Below are 17,005 nucleotides of genomic sequence, written 5' to 3' on the forward strand. Positions count from 1 at the left end.
TTTTAAAAATCTCTTTTATAAAGAGATTTTTTTTATCTAAAAAGCAAATAATTTTAATAGCATTTAAGTTTATAATAAAAATGAAATGTTAATAGAGGTTTATTATGAAAAGAATATTGAGTTTACTAACAATATTTAATTTAAGCACATCTTGAATAACAAGCGTAGTTGCTTGTAATAAAGAAAAATTTTTAGGCGATATTTGAGTTGTGATGAATGATGGATATCATGATGATCAATCTTTTACAGAATATGTGTATCGTGGTGCAGATGAGTTTGTAAAAAAAATAATGGATAAATCAGATTATAACGCTGCATATAAAGAACTAGGAGAAATAGGAGAAGCCTCATTAAGATCAGCATATGAGAATGTTGTTGGAGGAGGAGCAAAAGTTTTAGTCTTATCTGGTTATTCTCATGATGCAATTGCCAAAGGATATTTTGATGAAGTAATAAAAAAAGTAAATGGATCTGCTGTTATAGTTGATAATAAAACTTATAAAAATTGAACTTCAACAGTTGGTGTGCAATATCGTGCAGATATTTCTGGTTTTTATGCAGGTATGGCTTCAATAATTTGATCAATAATAAATGATAATTATAATTTAAACAATAAAACATTAGGTTTAGCAACTTTTGGAGGATTATTGCCAGGAAATCAAAATAGTGTTATTAATTATATGGCTGGTTTTTTAAGTGCGATTGATGTTTGAAATATTATTAAAGAAAATCAAAATAATAAGTACCATGAATATAAAAATAAATTGGTAAATTTAGATAAATATGGAAAGTTAAAAGATTGATTAGATAATAATGAGTTTAAAGTTTTAAGAACTCAAAAAGATCCATCTGGGGATGGAGACTTTGGATGACAATCTGGGTCTTATACAGCTGGAGATGGAAAAGATATTTCAAACATATTAATAAATCAAGGTGCAAATATATTGATGCCAGTTGCAGGACCACAAACAGAAGATGCATTAGCTATTTTAAAAAATGATAGTAGTAAAAAAGCAAAAGTAGTTGGTGTTGATGTTGATATGTCAAAAGTTTATAGATCTTATGATAAATTAATTTTAACTTCAGCAATAAAACAATTAACTGAAGGGGGATTAATAGCATTAGCTCATACTGATATATATAAAGATAATATAGAATATCAAGATAAAGCAGCACAATATGCAAAAGATAATAATATTGAAGTTATTTTAAAAGATGAGAATAAACAAAATTTTGAAAATAAAAAAGTTAATTTTGATAAAGAAAAAGGAAAAAGTTGACAAACTAAAACTGCTTGACTTAGTGGAGAGGCAACTTCAGGAGAAAGTAATCTTGTTGAAGACTATATTAATAATGCAATTATAGAAATGTTCAGCAAAGATTCTTTGATAGTAATGTCAAATTATTATTATGAACATACTATGAAGGAAAATCCAAAACTTTCTTTTGAATTATTAAAAGCAAGTTTTACAAAAGAAATGGCCTTAAAGGTTTTTCAAAATTAATTTATAAAGTTAAGAAAGGTTAAAAATGAGTATAGAGTATGCAGTAGAAATGCAAAACATTTCAATGATATTTAATAATAATATTATTGCAAACAAAAATGTAAATCTTAATATTAAAAAAGGTGAGATACATGCTTTGATTGGAGAAAATGGTGCAGGTAAATCAACTTTAATGTCAATTCTTTTTGGAATTTATGAACCTACAAAAGGAATAATTAAAATAAATGGTAATGTACAAATAATTTCAAATCCAATTGTTGCAAATAATTTAAAAATTGGAATGGTGCATCAAAATTTTCAAATGGTTGATATTTTTAAACTTTGAGAAAACATAGCGGTAGGATCTGAAATAAAAAAGTTTAAAGTTTTTAATAATAAAAAAGCAATTTTAAAAAAAATTGAAACTATAATGAAAGAAAATGATTTAGAAGTAAATCTAAATTTATTAGCAAAAAATGCTACAGTTGGTGAACAACAAAGAGCAGAAATTTTAAAATTATTATATAGAGAAGCTGAAATTTTAATTTTTGATGAACCTACTGCTGTTCTAACTCCTAATGAGATTGATGGATTTTTAAAAGTTTTAATTAATTTAAAAAATAATGGTAAATCAATAATTTTAATTTCACATAAAATGGATGAAATAGAAAAAGTAGCAGATCGAGCAACCGTTTTGAGAAGAGGAAAAGTAATTGGAACTTACAATTTAAATGAAACTTCAGTTGACGAATTATCTTTTGCAATGGTTGGAAGACAATTAAAAAAAATAATTAATAATCATAAAGACATAGATAATAAAAAAATTTTAGAAATAGAAAACTTAAATGTACAAAAAAATAATAATAAAAAAGTTATAGGTTTAAAAAAATTAAATTTACAAATTAAGGCCGGTGAAATTTTAGGAATTTCAGGAGTGCAAGGAAATGGACAAGAAGAATTAGCAAATATAATAGCAGGTATGCAAAAACCTAAGTCAGGAAAAGTTTTAATAAATCAAATTGATATAACTAAAAAAAGTATATATGAAAGATATCATAAATATAAAATGTCACACATTCCATTAGATCGACAAAAGCATGGATTAGTATTAGATTTTAATGTTATTGAAAATACAGTTTTACAAGATGTTGGTATAAAACCTTTTGCTTCTAAATTAGGAATCTTAAATTTTGATGAAATAAAGAAATTTGGACAAACTATTGTAGAAAAGTATGATGTTAGAAATGCAAGTAATGGTTATGCAATTGTTAGATCTTTGTCCGGAGGTAATCAGCAAAAAATTATTATTGGAAGAGAACTTACAAGAGAAAGTGATTTTATATTAATTTATCAACCAACAAGAGGACTAGATATTGGGTCAATTGAATTTATACACAGTCAAATCTTAGAAGCTAAGAAATTAAAAAAAGCAATTTTATTAATAAGTTATGAGCTAAATGAAATTTTAGCATTATCAGATCGAGTTGTAATATTAAGTTCTGGTGAAGCAATTGGAGAATTAACAGGAGATAAAATCTCATATGAAAATATAGGAAAATTAATGATTGGAAACAAAAAGTAATGATAATGCTATGAAATTTATTCTCTACTAGAGAAAGGTTAAAAGTAAATTATAAAATTGGAAATTATAATAAGAAACTAAAATATTTTAAAACTTCTATATTTGCTATTTTATTTGGTTTAATACTAGGAATTATTTTTATATTTATGAGTGGCTTTAATGGTTTTTCGTTTTTAGGAACTTCAATTGCAAAATCATTTGATATAAGAAAAATTGGAAGCACTTCAAATTTTGATAAAGTTTTATTATATTTTTCTATTTACTCTTTAATTGGTTTTGGATTAGCTTTAGGCTTTAGAGTTGGAATGTTTAACATGGGAGGTTCAGGCCAAGCATTGATTGGATTAATATTTACATTACTAATAATTCAGTCAATTGCAAATAAACAAGGAATAGATTTTAAAGAAGTTAATAAAGGAACAGTATTTTTAGTTTTTATATGTTTTGTTTTAGCAGGAACTTTTATTTCATGTCTGTCTGGATTGCTAAAAGTATTTTTTAATATTCATGAAGTTGCAACAACTATTTTATTAAACTATGTAGCTTATTTTTTATTAAAGTGAGTAATTAATTTAAATAGTAATCAATGAGGTAACACATCTGCATCTTTAGATTATAATTGAATATCTTTATTTGGTGTTGTTTGATTAGTACCTGTAATTTTAGTTGTTATATCTGCAATAAGTATCACATTAGTTTTAACTTATACTAAATGAGGATTTAGATTTAAAATGGTAGGTAAATCAACAACAGCTGCAAAATATGCTGGAGTAAATGAAAAACTTTATATTATTGTTATTACAATAGTTCAAGGAATATTTATGAGTATGGGTGGATTTATTTATTATTTTGGAATTGCTTATAGTCAATCCATTCAAACAGATATTATTCCAAGTCTTGGTTATGATGCAATAGCAGTTGCTTTAGTTGCTTTCAATAATATAATAGCAATTCCGTTTGTTGCTTTATTGTGATCAATATTTCAAATTGGATTTAAAGCAGCACAATCAACAGCTGGTTTTGTAAGTTTATCAAATCAAACTACAACTTTAATTTTTGGTTTAATAACTTATTCTGCAGCTATATATATAATTTTTTATAGACTAAATATAATTGAGTATATAAAAAATATGATCATTTATAATAAAGATTATGAGTTAAAACAAATTATAAAAAATAAAAAAAATATATTAAAAGAAAATAAAAAAAATATTAAAGCTGAACAAAAAGATTTACAAAAATTAAGTTTTGATACAATTGCACAAATTCAATTATTGAAGAAAAAAAATAAAGATTTGCTGATCGAAATTAACGAAATAAAAGAAGATAGAATAAAAAGTTTTAAAACTAACTCTATTTTAAATTTAAAAGTTTACTACAACAAAATTACAAGTGATATTACTTTTGATTTTTTGGATAAGTTTTCTAATTTGAAAGCTAATTACAATGAACAAATTGAAAAAAATAAAAGCGTTGCTAATTTTAAAATAATAAAAAAAAGCTTGAAAAATGATTTAATAAATAATTTTAAAATATTATTTGAAAAATTTAAAAAAGATATAAGTATTAATCAAAATAAATTTAAAGAAGCAATGATAAATGCAAAAAGTTTTTTAAATAATTATAAAAAAAGTGTTTATCAAAATAACATAAATAAAATTAATAAAAGCGATAATGAATATAAAGAAAAATTAAAAAATGAAAAAACAAAGTTTTTTGAAATTCAAAAGGAGGTGTTTGAAAAATATGTATGATAATTTTTATTTAGTTATATCTTCAATATTAATATTTTTCACAATTTTTTTAATTGCAGCACTCTCTGGTTTAATTTCGGAAAGAGCAGGAGTAGTTAATATCGGTATCGATGGATTTATGACAATTGGTGCTCTAGTTTTCAGCTTAGTTGGTAAAGGTTTTAATGCTAATGGAACACAATTTTTTGCAATCATAATAGCAATGATAGTTGCAGCTGCTTTTGCAATGCTACATGCATTTGCGTCAATAACTTTAAAAGCAAACCAAATAATTTCTGGTACTGCAATTAACTTAGTTGCACAAGGAATTGGTTTATACATTGTTTCTACAAGTTCAATTGGTGTAATGGGAAGAATTTCTTCAGGCTATACAATTATGGGTTGAGGACAAGAAAAGTTTTTTACAATTTATTTTTTAATAGCAATAATAGCTACTTTTGTTGCAGGAATATATTTTACTTTTACAACAGTTGGTAAAAGACATATTGCTGCAGGAGAAAATCCTAGTTTATTAGATGTAGCAGGAATAAATGTTAACAAGTATAGATATATTGCAATTTTAGTTTCAGGATCATTAGCAGGATTAGCAGGATGTTTTTTTGTAATGTTATATAGTTCTGCAAGTTTTAACGGAACTGTAAATGGTTATGGATATCTAGGTTTAACAATTTTAGTTGTTGGTCAATGAAGAATAAGATATGTTGTATTATTTAGTTTTATATTTTCAACTTTTTTTGCATTAGCAAGAATATTGCCTTCATCAAACATTAGTGAGTTTTTCACTTTAAACAAATCTTTACTTCAAGCTTTTCCGTTCTTATTTTCACTTATTACAATGGTTATTTTTTCAAAAAAATCATCACCACCAAAAGCAAATGGTATACCATTTCAAAAAACTACGAGGTAAAAAATGAAAACTATTATTTATGCACATCCAGATAAAAATTCTTTTTGTAATTCAATTTTACAAAAAGTCATTCAAAAGTTAAATGATAAAAACTATGATTATAAAATTATTAATTTAATTGAAGAAAAATTTAATCCAGTTTTTTCCTATGAAGATCATTTAGTTTATAAGAAAAAAGAAGTTCTTAAAGATGATCAAGTTTTGAAATATCAAAAAATTTTAAAAGAAAGTGAAGAGCTAATTTTTATTTTTCCTATATATTGATTTCAAACTCCAGCAATAGTAAAAGGTTTTTTAGATAGAGTCTTTACTGAAGATTTTGCTTTTGGACAAAGCTGATTAGATAATATAAAAAAAGTAACTTTTATAACTACTGCTGCTCTTGAAACAAAAGAAGAAATAGCAAATGATTTTGGAAATCCAATTGATGTCAACTTGTTTGGAGTTTTAAAATATTGTGGAATAAATAATAATTTTTGATTACATTTCGGTGGAATTGGTCATGGAGAAAAAGATAAAGGTTTTTATGATAATATTTTAAAAGAAGTATATAAAAAAATTTAATTATATGAAAGGAATAAAATATGTCTACACCACACAATAATGCAAATAAAGGTGATATAGCAAAAAAAGTTATTATGCCAGGAGATCCTTTGAGAGCAAAATGAATTGCAGATAATTTTTTAAAAAATGTAAAAGTAGTTTCAAGTGTTAGAGGAATTGAAGTATTTACAGGGGAATATAAAAATGAAATTATTTCAGTAATGGCTTCTGGAATGGGAATGCCTTCAATGATGATATATGCTTGAGAATTATTTGAAGATTATGATGTTGATTGTATTATTAGAATTGGAACAAGTGGAGGATACTTACCTAAAACTAAAATTAATGATTTAGTTTTTTCAATGTCTGTTTCAACAGATTCAAATATTCAAACTCATTTTAATGTCCCAGCTGATTGACATTTTAGTCCTTGTGCTAATTTTGAATTATTATCAAAAGCTATTGAAATTGCAAAAATAAAAAAAATAAATTACCATGTTGGACCAACAGTTTGTACTGATGGAATATATACATTAAAAAATTTAGAACCTGATTTTTATAAAGAAAAAATTTGATCAGATTTAAATGTATTATGTAGCGACATGGAAACTTATGCTTTATATGCATGTGCTAATTTTTTTGATAAAAAAGCATTAGCTATTTTAAATGTTGTTGTAAATACAACTGATAGAAATGGTTTAGATTCAGAAGAAAGAGAAACTAAACTTATTAATATGGTTGAAATAGCATTAGAAACTTGTATTAATATTTAGTAATTTTAATTAAATCATTTAGTTTAATATTTAAATATTTGATTGTATGTTTTGCAAGAACAAAAACAACAACTGCATCATTATGGTGTTGAGTTACTTTGTTTGGAGGAAAGTTTGAATAAGTTTCAATTACTTGATATTTTTTATCACAAATAATTAAATCAACTTCTTCTTTAAATCCCATACTATTAAAGCCTTTAACCCCAATAAATCTAAAACCCATTGTATGGTTGAACTTTTCTTTAAAAATTAAAGCATTAAACTTTTGTTTAATAGTTCTAATATTTCTTATATTTATATCTTTTATTTGGTTATTTATAACTAGTTGATATACTTTATTTTCATCAATTTTTTTCTTTTGTACTTTTTTAGAATCATTAACAAAACTTGTTATTAATCTAGCTGCTTTTATTAAACCCATAATTTAATCACCTATTATGATTATAAACATTTTTTCTATATAATTATTATTGAAAAGAGGTAATTTAAATGGCAAATGTAGCAATATTTTTAGCAACAGGTTATGAAGAAACAGAAATGATTTCAACAGTTGATGTTATTAGAAGAGCAGAACAAATGTTTAAAGGTTCATTTCCGGTGGTTGATATTGTATCAATTAGCGATAAAAAAGAAGTAACAGGATCACACGGAATAACTATTAAAGCAGATAAAACTATTCAAGAAATTAACTTCGATAGTTATGATTGTTTAATATTACCTGGAGGTCAACCAGGAGTTAATAACTTAATGGAATCTGAAACTTTAATGAAAAACTTAAAAACTCATGGTGAAAAAGGAAAAACAATAGCAGCTATTTGTGCTGCACCTCAAATTTTAGGTAAATTAGGTTTAGCAGATAATAAAGAAATTACCCATTATCCAGGAAGTACTAAATATTTAGAAAATGCTACTTTAAAACCGCACATGACAGCTATTGAAGATGGAAATATTATTACTGGTTGTTCAATTGGAGGAGCATTACAATTTGGATTACAAATAGTAGATCATTTCACTTCAACAGAACAACGATTAAAATTACATGAAACATTAGTATTTAACTATTAAATTAAAACCACAAATCATAGATTTGTGGTTTTTTTGCACTATAATCATTATATGAAAGCATTAATAGTAGTAGATTATCAATATGATTTTGCAGATCCGAATGGAAGTTTATATTGACCTGGTGGAGAAACTCTTAAAGAAGGGATAATTAAAAAAATAGAAGAATATCAACAAAATAATCAATTTGTTGTATATACAATGGATTGACATCCAGATAATCATTGTAGTTTTGAGATTTGACCGCCTCATTGTATACAAAATACAAAAGGAGCAGAAGTTTTGTTAGACACAAATTATGCTGATTTTATTGTAAAAAAAGGTGTTGAATTAGATAAAGATAGCTATTCGGGTTTTAATAAACAAACGGGGTGTAATATTGCTTTAGAAGATTGATTAAAAATTAATAATGTAACAGAAGTAGAAATTTGTGGTTTAGTAAAGCAATATTGTGTTGAAGCAACTTACCAAGATGCTTTAAAATTTGGTTTTAAAGCCTCTATTATTGAAGATTTAGTTAAATAGAAAGAAAGTATGTATGATTTGATGAAAAAACGCTAAAAATAAATTTGAAGCTGATAAAATAGGAAAAGAAGAAGAACAACTTAAAGCTATAAATAACTATCTATGTACTGTAATTAAAGATTCAAAAAATTTAAGTTTTTTAATTGGTTCAGGTTGTTCTCAACCAACAATACCTTTATTATCGAATATTTTTAAAGATATATTAGAAAAATTTAAAGAAGATTTTGATTTAGTTAAAGAATCATATAATTTTGAAGAAAATAAAAATTTAGAGGCTTTTCTAAATTGATTAAATAGTGCTATTGTTTTTTTTAGAAATAATGAAGAAAGAAAAACATTTTATAAAAATTTATTTGATAATTGTAAACAAATGATTTTGGATAAAATAAAAGAAACTTTTGAAAATGAAAATATTTATTTAGAAAATTTACAATTATATATAAACTTTTATAATATTTTATTAAAAATACGCTCGTTAAAGGAAATATCTTCTATTCCATATAAAAATCCTATAAATATTTTTACAACAAACTATGATATTTTTAATGAAATAGCGATGGAAAAAACTGCAATAAAGTATACAACAGGCTTTGATGGTGATATAGATAGAAAATTTTCAATAGAAAATTTTAGGTTTAGAATAGTTGATGATGAAAATAGATTTAAAGAAAAATGAGATCCTTTTAATGCTTATATAAAGTTATTCAAGATACACGGTTCTATAAATTGAGTGCAAAATGATAATTCTGAAGATATAAATTTATCTGAATCATGATCAAAAAACTACTCAAATGTACTGATTTATCCAACTTTAAATAAAAATAACGAAACTCTTCTTAAACCATATGCGGAGTTATTTAGAGAGTTTTCAATACAATTACAAAAAAATAATACCACCTTGGTAATAATGGGTTATGGTTTTCCTGATGAACACATAAATCAAATAATTTTACAGGCTTTATCTAGTAATTCTTTTACATTGATTGTTTTTGCAGATATTGATGGAGACGAAGACCCAGTCAAAAAATTTTTTGATAAAACTAAAAATTATAATAATGTTGTTTTTATTGGAGGTAAATATGAAAATAATTTATTAATAAATCATTTTGAAAATATCATAAAAACATTAGAGAAAAATATAGGAGAATAAGTAATTGAGTTTATTGATTGGAAAAATTATAAATGTATATACAGATAGAATTGGTATAGAATTAATAGAATCATCTGATTTTTCATATAATTATAACGGTGATTCTTACACGTTGAATGGTATAAATGATTTTATAACGGTTCAAAATGAATATAATAATAAATGTTTATTAAGAATTACTAGTATTTACCAAAAGCAAAAAGCATTGGATAGAAGTGAAAACTCAAAGTTCACAGATATAAATATAGCAGATGCTTGTCCGGTTGGCGAGTGAACTAATGATGTTTTTAAGTTTGGAATAACCAAATATCCAATGGTTGGTAAAAATGTTTATTTAGCAAACAAAGGGGAAATATCAAGTATTTTTGAAAGTGCAGATATCAAAAATTCTATATACTTTGGCGATATTGTTAATTTAGAATATATAAAATTTAAAATTAATTTAAAAACACTTTTTTCAAATCATATGGCAATTATTGGAAATTCTGGATCTGGAAAATCAACAACAATAAAAGAAATAATTAACTCCTTAGTTAATGATTTAGAAGATTCTAATAAGAGCATAAATAGAAAAAATATCAATTTTATTTTATTTGATGTTCATAATGAATACTCTAATTTTATGCAAACTAATTATCAAATTATTGATGCTAAAAAAGACATTTCATTGCCATTAGAAAATTTAAATCTTGCAGACTGAATTAATTTAGTTTTACCGTCAGTTTCAATTCAGCTTCCTATACTTAAGAACTCACTAAAGTTTGCTCATTTGTATGAAGATGTAAAGTTTGATATGAACTCATTATTAGCTTATATTGTCAAAGAACTATATATTAATGTTCAAACTGATTCTGTTGCGAAAAGGCAAAAAATAGTTGGTATTTGTGAAAAAATTAATAATCCTGATCTTTTAAAATTGCTAGATTCATATAATGTTAGGTTTGGAAATTTTGAGGATAAAGATAGCGAAAAAAATTTTAAAGAAAAATTATCAAATTTAATAAAAAATAATAACTTTGAAAGAATAATTATTGATTCATTAGATAAAATAAAAAATATCGAGTCATTAAAAGAAGGGATTGAGCTTGCACTACTTTGGGAAGAAAGAAAGGGTAATAATCAAGTAAGACCTAATTGTATAACTATGATGACTAGAGTAGAAAATATAATATCGGAATATAAAGATAACTTATTCTCTTCAAATATTAATAAAATTGAAAATTATAAGAAAATATATGATAATGAAGAAATTTTAACAGTTGTTAATGTCAGCGAACTTGAGGATGATGATCTTAGATTTTTTGCAAATTTCTTTTTGAATCAAGTTTTCAATAACAAAAAAACTAAAAATGATTTAAAAACTTATAATATAATTTTTGATGAGGCTCATAGATATATAAAAGAAGATAATAACAATGAATTAACTAAAAGTTTTAGTATATTTGAAAAGATAGCAAAAGAAGGTAGAAAATTTGGAATATATCTAACCATCTCAAGTCAGCGCCCTGGTGAGTTATCAAAAACTGTCTTATCACAATGCAATAATTTTATAATGCATAGAATTAAAAGTGGTATTGATTTAGAAAATATTAAAAAAAGTAACCCTTTTATTGATGAATATCAAATAAATAGGTTATCTGTACTTCCAACCGGAACGGCTGTGCTAGCTGGAGAATCATTTTTAATACCTTTAGAAGTAAAAATAGTTAAAAAAGAAGAAAAAAAAGATGAATCTGCAAGTCCGAATCTATTGGATGTATGATTTGAAAAAAAAGAAATTTAAGATATTTTGTCAAATCTATTCATTTTTTAGTTATAATTAGTTTGTCAAAGTTTCATACTGATGGAAAAGAAGGCGTAAGTCTTCTTTTCTATTTGTGTTGGCAAGTTATTATCGATATTTATATCGATATAAATATATAGGAGGATATAGCGACCATGATTGATGGTGCAAAATTATTAGAAGCAATTCATGAAATTGTAGATGAAAAAAAAATTGATAGAGAAATTATTTTTGAAGGTATTGTAGAAGGTTTTAAAAAAGCATATGAAAAATTCTTTGATTTAGAAGCAATAATCAAAGTTGATATTGATGAACAAACAGGACAAATTAATGTTTTTAAACAATTATCTGTAGTTCAACAAGTAGAAGATGATTGATTAGAAATTGGTTTAAATCAAGCAAAAGAAAGATTTGGCGAAGAAGTTACTATTGGCGATAACGTTTTTGAACCTGTTAAATATGGAGAAGATTTTTCAAAATTAGCAGTAATGCAAGTCGGACAAATTATCAAACAAAAAATCCGTGAAGGTGAAAAAAATAAATTATATGAAGAGTTTTTATCAAAAAATCATGAAATAGTTGGTGGTACTGTAAAAGATATTACAGATACAACTTATTTAATTGATGTTGATGGATCAATAATTGCAATTTGAAATAAAAAAATGATTCCTGGTGAAGATTTTGATGAGGGAGATAGAATTTGTTTTTATGTTGAAGAAGTTTCAAGAGAAAACAAACACTCACAAGTTTTAGCTTCAAGAGTTCACCCTCAATTTTTAGCAAAATTAATGGAAACTCAAGTTCCTGAAATTGCAGAAGGAATAATTGAAGTTAAATCAGTATCAAGAGAACCAGGAAAAAGATCAAAAATTGCAGTTCACTCAAATGAAGAAAATATAGATCCAATCGGAGCTTGTGTTGGAGCTGGTGGAAATAGAATTAAAGAAGTTTCAAAAGAATTAAACGGTGAAAAAATTGATATAGTTCTTTGAAATGAAGATAAAAAAACATTTATCATTAATGCATTAGCACCAGTTAAAGTAATAAGTATTGATCTAGATGAAGAAGCAAATGAATGTTTTGCAATCGTTCCAAATGAACAATTGTCTTTAGCAATTGGGAAAAAAGGAATGGCAGCAAGATTAGTTGCTAACTTAGTAAATACAAAAATTAATATTGTTTCACTAGACAATGCAGAAGAACAAGGTATTGATAATTTATGAAATGGTAACATTACTCAAGAAGAATTAAAAAATCCTGATTTTATTAACAATGTTAACAAAAGAAAAACTAATGCAAACAATAATGCAAACAAATTCCAATCTAACTTTGAAAGACCAAAACAAAATGTTCAACAAGAAGTGTATGATGAAATTGATGAATCAATTTATGTTCAAGACAGTTCTTTAGAAGATATTCAAACATATGCAGAAACTTTTGAAAGTATAGCAAAAGAAGATGATGATCAAGAAGAAACAATCGAAGTTGATGATGATTATGATTCTTATTATGAAAAATAAGAAAGTTTAATTATGAACGAAACTACTCATAAGGTTTTAAGAAAAGATGTTTCTTCAAATAAAATGTATTCAAAACTTGAATTGATAAGAGTTGTTAAAAATAAAGAAGGAAACATATTTATCGATCAATCAAAAAAAGCTAACGGAAGAGGAGTTTATTTAAGACCAACTCTAGAATCTGTTGAAAAATTAAAAAAAACAAAGGCATTAGATAGATGTTTAAGAACTAAAGTTCCAGATGAAATTTATCAACTTTTAGTTGAAGAAATTAATAATAACTGAGACTAGTGGAAGATTTATTAAAAACTCTTGGACTTGTTTCAAGTGCAAGACAAATTATATCTGGAGAATCTTTGTTTAAAAAAATTCAACAACAAAAAGTCAGAATAGTTTTAACAACAAGTGATATGGGAAAAAGTCAATTAAAAAAGATTAATGATAAATGTAATTTTTATCAAATCCCAATTTATAATGGTTTGTTTAACAGTGATGATTTAAATAAAGCAATCGGAAAAAATAATATCAAAGCAATCGGCGTAGAAAGTATAAATTTTGCAAAATTATTAATAAATAAAATAAGCAAAGGAGATGTGTAAATATGGCAAAACAAAATAATGATAAGAACAAAAATAATAAACAACAAGCCAAAAACAAATCTAAAGCTCATACTGCAAACTTAAAAAATAAATTAAGAGAGACTAAACAAACAGGAGTTATTGATGGTGTTTTTGTATACACTGAACCACTAACTATTGCTGACTTTGCCTCAAAATTACAAAAGGGTCCTGCAGAAATTGTCAAATGATTTTTCACAAATGGTAGTATGGTTACTCAAAATCAAATGTTAACTGAAGAACAAATGGGAGAGTTATGTTTAGAATTTGGATATGACTTTAAAAAAGAAACAACAGTTACAAAAGAAAATATTTTTGAAACATTTGATGAAAATGACGATCCAAAAGATTTAAAATTAAGAGCCCCAGTTGTAACTATTATGGGTCACGTAGATCATGGAAAAACTACTTTATTAGATTCAATTAGAAATACAAATGTAACTGAGGGAGAGTTTGGAGGAATAACTCAACATATTGGTGCTTACCAAGTTAAGTTAAAAAACAATAAAATTACTTTTATTGACACTCCAGGTCATGAAGCATTTACAGAAATGAGAGCAAGAGGAAGTGAAGTTACAGATATTGTAATTTTAGTAGTTGCTGCAGATGATGGGGTTATGCCTCAAACTGAAGAAGCAATAGATCACGCCAAAGCAGCTGAGGTGCCAATCGTTGTATTTGTGAATAAAATTGATAAACCAGATGCAAACCCAGATAATGTGAAAATGGAATTAATGAAATTTGGAATTGTAGCAGAAGAATATGGTGGAGATATTCCATTTATTTTAGGAAGTGCAATTACAAAAGTAGGAATTGATAATTTACTTGAAACTTTACTATTGATCGCTGAATTAAAAGATTTAAAAGCTAATCCTAATAAATTTGCAAGAGGAACTGTAATTGAAGCTCACTTGGATAAAAGTAGAGGACCTGTTGCAACAGTTTTAATTCAAAATGGAACTTTAAATTTAAGAGATATTGTTATTGCTGGAGGAACTTTTGGAGCAATAAAAGATATCGAAGATGAACATAAAGTAAAAATAAAAAAAGTAGAACCAGGAAAACCAGCAGTTATAATTGGGCTAAATGATGTACCTAGAGCTGGTGATAAATTTATGGTTGTAGTTGAAGAAAAATTAGCAAGAGATATTGCAGAAGCACAAGCAATTAAACAAGCTAATGAATCTAGACAAAAAAATCAAACTTTTACATTAGATTCAATAAAAAATCAAATTGAATCTGGTGAATTAAAATCTATTAATATTATTTTAAAAGCAGATACTCAAGGAACAGTAGAAGCTGTAAGAAACTCAATGTTAAAAATTAGTATTGAGGGTGTAAAAGTTAATGTTATTCGTGCAACAGTTGGAACAATTAGTATTTCTGATGTTAGTTTAGCACTTGCTTCAAATGCTTTGATTTATGGATTTAATGTCAGACCAAATGCTCAAGTTAGACAAAAAGCAGAAGAAGATGGTGTAGATATTAGACTTCATAACATTATTTATAAACTAATTGAAGAAATTGCAGAAGCAGCAACTGGTATGTTAGATCCTGTTTATGAAGAAAAATCATTAGGTGAAGCACAAGTACGTCAATTATTTAGACACTCTCAAGTAGGAACAATTGCTGGATGTAGAGTGTTATCTGGAACTATTCCAAGAGCAAGCAAAGTTCATATTTTAAGAGATGGTATTGTTATTTATACTGGTGAAATGTCTTCGTTAAAAAACAAAAAAGATGACATTAAAGAAGCAAGAGAAGGTAGTGAATGTGGGATAACTATCAAGAACTTTAATGATTTAAAAGAAAATGATATAATTGAAGCATATAAGATAGAAGAGGTAAAATAACATGAGTAAAGAAATTAAATTGGAACGTGCACAATCAACCATTATGAGAGAATTAAATTTAATTTTACAAAGAGAGTTCCCAGATACTGAATTTTTAAACTCTTTATCAGTTCATGAAGTTAGATTAACAAATGATATGAGTATAGCAAAAGTATTTTATTCTTCAATGGATAGCGAAGCTTCAATTGATGATATAAAAGAAGAAATCAAAGAAAATGCTAAGGAAATAAGAATGATTTTAGCTGGTAAAATTGAAATGAGAAGTGTACCAGAATTAAAATTTGAATACGATAGTTCTTTAGAAAAAGCAAATAAAATTGAAAAAATATTAAAAGAAATCAAAAAATAAAATATATAGGAATTATAACAAAAGACCAGTTTATATAACTGGTCTTTTGTTATAAAAAATGCTAATAAAATTTAAATATATATTTTATATAGAAATATGAGCAATTTGCGAAGAAGTAGGAAAACATAAATTACAAAATTTTTATTATTTTTAACTATATAGTATAATAAAAAAAGAAAGGATTATTGATATGAAAAAAATATTAAAAAGTTTATTTTGTATAAGCTTGTCATTATTTCTTTTTGCGAAAAAAGAAAATATAAAAATATATGAAAATAACAATTATGATAATAATGTTTTATGTGTAAATAGTGTGAGTAAAAATTTTATGATACTTAATTCTTATGAGGATGAAAGTAAACATGAGGTCGACTTGGAATATGATAAAGATTATAATAAATATAGCAGTTCTATAAAAGCATATTTTCCTTCAATAACAAACGATAAAGTGAAGAGAATTTATGAAATAACTAACAGAAGTTATGGTATTGGTCAAAGATATTTGTATGATTTTGATTATGAAAAATCAAGTTTAGAGTTTGATTTAAGTTTATTTAATGAAAATAAAGAAAAAGTTCAAAATATAATTATAGAAGCAAACTCAAATGAGAATAGAAGTTTACTAAAAAATTATTTTAATTATTTAACTAATTTAGTTTCAAATGTAAATTTAAAAAATAACAGCTTTATAAGAATTTCTATAAATAAATATACTGGAATTTTTGGTTATATTTCAAATTATTTAAATTTATATGGATGTGATGGGATTAATAATGATGTTTTACTTTATAAAGTAAAAATACCTGAACGTATCAACAATAACAAAGTAAATTTAGTTAAACTATTTGATGCAAAAATAAATCTAAACATTAAATACAGACCAGCATTACAACCTTATGATAATAATAATATATTATAAGATATATTATTATTGATTGTAGATATTTTTTATAAAAAACCAACTAAAAATAATACTAAAATAGACAGCCTTAAAGAGACCAAATTATTTAAAAAACTTTAAATAATATTTTCTTTAAAAAGGTTGTTTTTATATATTCTTTTAAAAATAAAAATTTAATTACATAATAAAAAATTTTTTAAGAAAT

General features: G+C 25.0%; 17 protein-coding genes. 16 read left to right on the top strand and 1 reads right to left on the bottom strand.

The genetic code is table 4. From position 1 onward, the window contains the following. The first annotated feature begins 104 nt into the window (after nt 1-104). From STABA_RS02340 to STABA_RS02365, 6 genes are read left to right on the top strand one after another with little or no spacing between them, the layout of a single operon-like run. A complete protein-coding gene (locus STABA_RS02340; protein ID WP_156006138.1) occupies nt 105-1,505 on the top strand; it encodes a hypothetical protein in 1,401 nt (466 codons plus the stop codon). A gap of 25 nt (nt 1,506-1,530) precedes the next feature. Beyond that, on the top strand, nt 1,531-3,066 hold the full coding sequence (locus tag STABA_RS02345; RefSeq protein ID WP_156006140.1) for an ABC transporter ATP-binding protein: 1,536 nt from the start codon (nt 1,531-1,533) through the stop codon (nt 3,064-3,066). Beyond that, nucleotides 3,066-4,823, top strand: coding sequence for an ABC transporter permease (locus STABA_RS02350; protein ID WP_156006142.1), 1,758 nt, complete (start codon nt 3,066-3,068; stop codon nt 4,821-4,823). Before STABA_RS02345 ends, STABA_RS02350 begins: the two co-directional genes overlap by 1 nt. After that, nucleotides 4,813-5,727, top strand: a complete 915-nt coding sequence (locus tag STABA_RS02355; RefSeq protein WP_170264683.1) for an ABC transporter permease — start codon at nt 4,813-4,815, stop codon at nt 5,725-5,727. The genes STABA_RS02350 and STABA_RS02355 overlap by 11 nt, the downstream gene beginning before the upstream one ends. A gap of 3 nt (nt 5,728-5,730) precedes the next feature. Beyond that, a complete protein-coding gene (locus tag STABA_RS02360) occupies nt 5,731-6,291 on the top strand; it encodes an NAD(P)H-dependent oxidoreductase (RefSeq protein ID WP_156006146.1) in 561 nt (186 codons plus the stop codon). A 20-nt stretch (nt 6,292-6,311) separates the two neighbouring features. Further along, nucleotides 6,312-7,043, top strand: a complete 732-nt coding sequence (locus tag STABA_RS02365; RefSeq protein WP_156006148.1) for a purine-nucleoside phosphorylase — start codon at nt 6,312-6,314, stop codon at nt 7,041-7,043. Here the strand turns inward: STABA_RS02365 and STABA_RS02370 are convergent. After that, on the bottom strand, nt 7,033-7,464 hold the full coding sequence (locus STABA_RS02370; RefSeq protein WP_156006150.1) for a hypothetical protein: 432 nt from the start codon (nt 7,462-7,464) through the stop codon (nt 7,033-7,035). The genes STABA_RS02365 and STABA_RS02370 overlap by 11 nt on opposite strands. Nucleotides 7,465-7,532: 68 nt before the next feature. Here STABA_RS02370 and STABA_RS02375 point away from each other — a divergent pair, with 68 nt between their 5' ends. The 10 genes from STABA_RS02375 (at nt 7,533) to STABA_RS02420 (ending at nt 16,818) form a co-directional block, all read left to right on the top strand. Next, nucleotides 7,533-8,108 carry a DJ-1 family glyoxalase III gene (locus STABA_RS02375; protein WP_156006152.1) on the top strand — a complete coding sequence of 192 codons (576 nt, stop codon included), beginning with the start codon at nt 7,533-7,535 and terminating at the stop codon, nt 8,106-8,108. A 51-nt stretch (nt 8,109-8,159) separates the two neighbouring features. Beyond that, entirely contained in the window at nt 8,160-8,630 is a 471-nt protein-coding gene (locus STABA_RS02380; RefSeq protein ID WP_156006154.1) for an isochorismatase family protein, read from the top strand. A gap of 13 nt (nt 8,631-8,643) precedes the next feature. After that, nucleotides 8,644-9,780, top strand: coding sequence for an SIR2 family protein (locus STABA_RS02385; RefSeq protein ID WP_156006156.1), 1,137 nt, complete (start codon nt 8,644-8,646; stop codon nt 9,778-9,780). Nucleotides 9,781-9,784: 4 nt separating this feature from the next. Beyond that, nucleotides 9,785-11,563, top strand: a complete 1,779-nt coding sequence (locus STABA_RS02390; protein WP_156006158.1) for an ATP-binding protein — start codon at nt 9,785-9,787, stop codon at nt 11,561-11,563. A 155-nt stretch (nt 11,564-11,718) separates the two neighbouring features. Then, a complete protein-coding gene (gene nusA, locus STABA_RS02395) occupies nt 11,719-13,083 on the top strand; it encodes a transcription termination factor NusA (protein ID WP_156006160.1) in 1,365 nt (454 codons plus the stop codon). Between the two features lie 12 nt (nt 13,084-13,095). Continuing rightward, complete coding sequence (gene rnpM, locus STABA_RS02400) at nt 13,096-13,371, top strand: RNase P modulator RnpM (protein ID WP_156006162.1); 276 nt, start codon at nt 13,096-13,098, stop codon at nt 13,369-13,371. After that, nucleotides 13,371-13,679 (top strand): L7Ae/L30e/S12e/Gadd45 family ribosomal protein, encoded by a 309-nt coding sequence (locus STABA_RS02405; protein ID WP_156006164.1) that lies wholly within the window; start codon nt 13,371-13,373, stop codon nt 13,677-13,679. The genes rnpM and STABA_RS02405 overlap by 1 nt, the downstream gene beginning before the upstream one ends. A gap of 2 nt (nt 13,680-13,681) precedes the next feature. Further along, a complete protein-coding gene (gene infB, locus STABA_RS02410) occupies nt 13,682-15,550 on the top strand; it encodes a translation initiation factor IF-2 (RefSeq protein WP_156006166.1) in 1,869 nt (622 codons plus the stop codon). A 1-nt stretch (nt 15,551) separates the two neighbouring features. After that, on the top strand, nt 15,552-15,899 hold the full coding sequence (gene rbfA / locus STABA_RS02415; RefSeq protein ID WP_156006168.1) for a 30S ribosome-binding factor RbfA: 348 nt from the start codon (nt 15,552-15,554) through the stop codon (nt 15,897-15,899). A gap of 190 nt (nt 15,900-16,089) precedes the next feature. After that, nucleotides 16,090-16,818: a hypothetical protein gene (locus STABA_RS02420; protein ID WP_156006170.1), complete on the top strand. Its 729-nt coding sequence runs from the start codon at nt 16,090-16,092 to the stop codon at nt 16,816-16,818. The last annotated feature ends 187 nt before the right edge of the window (nt 16,819-17,005 follow it).

The organism is Spiroplasma tabanidicola (assembly GCF_009730595.1).
GTDB lineage: Bacteria > Bacillota_I > Bacilli_A > Mycoplasmatales > Mycoplasmataceae > Spiroplasma_A > Spiroplasma_A tabanidicola.